Origin of the sequence: Caballeronia choica (assembly GCF_001544535.1) — a bacterium.
GTDB lineage: Bacteria > Pseudomonadota > Gammaproteobacteria > Burkholderiales > Burkholderiaceae > Caballeronia > Caballeronia choica.
Genome location: NZ_FCON02000324.1, coordinates 1 through 3,584 on the forward strand (window position 1 = coordinate 1; position 3,584 = coordinate 3,584).

Here is a 3,584-nt window from a genome sequence, read left to right on the forward strand (position 1 = left end):
GTATCAACGGCAACGAGTACGCCAAGTGCCAATTGCGCAAGCGCGGCATCGCCTTCGAGGCGCTGGACAACGGCATCCTCTCGTGCGAAGACCCCAAGGCGCTGCAGCGAATCTGCGATGGGCTGGATGAGCGCAAGATTGATCGGCTGCTGCGCAAATGGCTGGCACGACTACCGCATCCGTTTGATCGGCGCGACCGGGCCGCCGGTTACCGCTACGCGCTGTCGATCCTGCAGGCCGAGTTCGCGCTGACCCAGGTGCTCGATCGACCGGTGACAGGCCGCATCTTCTTCGAGCAGGTCATCCGCGAGAACCTGGACATCGGACGCCCGGGCCAAGTGCAACTGATCTTCGATCGCCGCGTCAATCGGCGCACCCCGGGGCGCTTTCGCACCCGGGTGATTACCGAAGGGGTCACCCCTTCGCTGCATGTGGACTACAAGCGTTCACGCATCAAGCAGTACCACAAGGAGGGTCAGGCGCTACGTACCGAGACCACCATCAACGACACCCGCGACTTTCGCGTCGGACGACTGCTGCGCAACTTGCCCGAGCTACGCCGAATTGGCTTTGCAGCGAATCGGCGCATGCTCGAAATCGAGCAGATCAGCCACGACTGTGCGTTGGGCGAAGACGCGTTTCAGGACCTGCAGCGTGCGCGCCACGTTCACGGGCAGCGCGCACCGGCGCTGCGCTTTGCCGACCCGAAGGTCCAGGCGCTGCTGCAGGCGCTGGTGATGTTCGTCTTCGTCGCGCGCGGCTTTACCAATCAAGACCTGCGGCAAGCCTACGCCGTGCTGCTGGGCCTGCGTCCCGGCGAAATCGGCCCGGGGCACATGAGCTACGAGCTGCGACGCCTGCGCTTGCACGGCCTGATCGAGCGAGTGCCCAAGACCCACCGCTATCGGCTCACAAATCGTGGACTGCAAACGGCACTCTTCTATACGCGCGTATATTCGCGCATCTTGCGCCCGGGCCTTGCATTGGTTAGCCCTCAGGCACCAGCCGCCTCGCCAGCGTCTTTGCAGCGCAGCTTCCGCACCGCGGAGCAGGCCGTCAACGCCTGGTGCGATCAGGTCAAAATCGCCGCGTAGAAAACTTGACTCGACTGCTACAAGATCAATTCAGTCAAGGAGTCTAGTCTTTCATCACACTGCGCGGCATCTGCTACTCAACGGCGTCAACGCGCTCGCGGAAGCCGTCAAGGTCACACTCGGTCCGGGCGGACGCAATGTGATCGTCGAACGGCCGGACGCACCGTCGCTCGTCGCCAATTCGGGCGTGGTGGTCGCCAATGCAATCGAACTGCCGGACCCATTCGAGGAGATGGGCGCGCGCTTGTTGCGTGAGGTTGCGACCAGAACGAGCGAAGTGGCGGGCGACGGGACGACAACGGCGACCACGCTCGCCCAGGCGATCGTGACCGAAGGAATGAAATGCGTGAGCGCCGGCCATGACCCGATGGAACTCAAACGCGCCATCGAAGGCGCGGGGGAAAAGGTGGTAGCCGAACTGCATCGCCTGGCTAAACCGTGTTCCACCATCGACGAGATGCGCCAGATCGCGACCATCTCCGCAAGCGGCGACGTCAATATTGGCACGCTCGTGGCGCAAGCTGTTGAGCGGGTTGGTCGAGACGGAGCGGTCAGCATCGAGGACGGATCCAAGATCGATGACGAACTCGACGTCGTGGATGGCTCCCTCATCGATCGAGGCTACCTTTCGCCGCTTTTTGTCGCCCCAGACGACCACGAGGTGGTCCTTGAGGACCCGCGGATCCTGCTTTGCGACATGAACATCAGCTCTGTCGCTCAATTGCTCCCGGTCCTCGAGGCGGTCAGTGGGAGCGGCACGCCTTTGCTTATCGTCGCCAACGAGGTCGAAGATGAAGCCCTTGCCACGCTCGTCGTCAATCATATCCGCGGCGCCCTCAAGTCGTGCGCCAGTCGTTCGCCGGGGTTCGGAGACGGTCGGGCCGAACAACTCGCCGATCTGGGCGCCCTGACCGGGGCTACGGTCATTTCTGCTCAAACCGGCAAAGCTCTGGAACAGGCAAAGCTGGAGGACCTCGGCACCGCGCGGCGCGTGGAAATCGCCCGCGACACGACCACGATCATCGTCGGCAACACTGACAGGGAGGCGGTCAGCCAGCGTATTGCGGGACTGAAGAAACGCATCGAGGCGGCCAATACGACGCATCAACGCGATTTACTGAAACAACGGCTGACGAAGCTGGCGGGCGGCGTCGCCGTCATCCGGGTGGGCGCGGCGACCGAAGCAGCGCTACGCGAACGCAAGAACCGCTTCCAGGATGCGTTACACGCAACTCGCGCCGCAGTCGAGGAAGGGATCGTGCCGGGAGGCGGGGTTGCCTTGCTGCGCGCGCGGTCTGTACTTACCTCAAGCAGTCAAGCATCCGAGATTTGACGCACGGGAGCCACCATCGTCCACGACGCGCTGGCAGCGCCCTTACGGCAGATCGCCCAGAATGCGGGGGCGGACGCGCAGACAGTCGTGCATACGGTGTCCGCGGCGAGCGACTCTCATGGATATGACGCCGCGAGAGACCGGTATGGCGACATGATGGAAGCGGGCATACTGGACCCGCTGAAAGTGACTCGCTCCGCGCTGCAAAACGCGATTTCGATCGCCTCCCTGCTCATGACGACCGACTGCATGGTGGCGAGCCTGCGGACGGCAAGCGAGACCTCGCACACCGACCCCAGACATGGCGATCTCTTCAGCGGAGAGTTGTGAATGGCCGCGCCGATTTTGATGCCGTGGGACGGATCGGCCGGCCGCACCCAGGTCTGCTTCAGATACGTCATCAAAGGCCATGCCGCACGTGCGTATGACGTATTGGTCGTCTTCAAGGGCGACGAGCGCGCGTGCGATATCGACATCCGCCACGCGGTGGCGAACCTCGACGATCTACCGCCCCTGACTTGCGGTCTGCTTAGCGCCAAACGGTTGCGCGCGACGGTTGACTTGCTTGAGCTCGTCCAACAGTTGACAAGCAAGGATCGAACCGCAAATAGGTCTGGCGCCCTCGTGTATGGCGGCCACCTGTCCTTTCCGTTCGATAAAAGCGAGACCGGGCCGGCCTCGCCAGGCCAATCCGAAGCTTCGCGATGCCAGGCCCGCGCAAGGGCCTCGCATGGCACCGGCAAGGGTTGGCCGAAGTCCAAGGCTGCTTGGTGGTTGCGAAGGTAGCGAGGCGAACCCCGGTCGGGGACGCGATGCCGGGGTTGAGCGAACCGATTGATCGAGGTCAACCTTGTTCGCGCCATGCGTCGCTAGGCTGAAGCAGCGCCCGGAAATCTCCGCTAGCGCGCAACACCGTCGAGGGGAATCGAAATGACTGAAACGCTGATGTTGACCTACGAAGCCTTGCCAGATGCAAAGCCCGCGCCCGCGCAGGGCGAAACTCCGAAATTCATCGAATTGCCGAAGCCGGACCCTAATGCGGGCGTGCCCCTGATGACCGCGCTGTCAGTTCGTGCTAGCCCGAACTTTGACTTCTCAAGTAGCCGAAATCCGCGTCAGCGCTGGGTTTCGGCTTTTTTCTTAGGCTATCATGTAGC

The 3,584-nt window shown here is 62.6% G+C and carries 2 protein-coding genes and 2 pseudogenes; all 4 read left to right on the forward strand.

Annotation, left to right across the window (positions count from 1 at the left end; all coding sequences use genetic code 11):
* Nucleotides 1-1,094: hypothetical protein (locus tag AWB68_RS43225; RefSeq protein ID WP_125483229.1), on the forward strand; the 1,094-nt coding region annotated here is incomplete at its 5' end.
* 28 nt (nt 1,095-1,122) lie between these two features.
* Nucleotides 1,123-2,757: pseudogene (groL, locus tag AWB68_RS43230) on the forward strand (chaperonin GroEL).
* Nucleotides 2,758-3,213: a hypothetical protein gene (locus tag AWB68_RS43235; RefSeq protein WP_087650226.1), complete on the forward strand. Its 456-nt coding sequence runs from the start codon at nt 2,758-2,760 to the stop codon at nt 3,211-3,213. It abuts the pseudogene before it with no gap.
* Nucleotides 3,214-3,357: 144 nt separating this feature from the next.
* A pseudogene (locus AWB68_RS47760) lies at nt 3,358-3,584 on the forward strand (hypothetical protein); the annotation flags it as partial.

Coding starts and splice junctions, on each gene's coding strand:
- AWB68_RS43235 (WP_087650226.1), top strand. CDS start 2,758: ATGGCCGCGCCGATTTTGATGCCGTGGGACGGATCGGCCGGCCGCACC.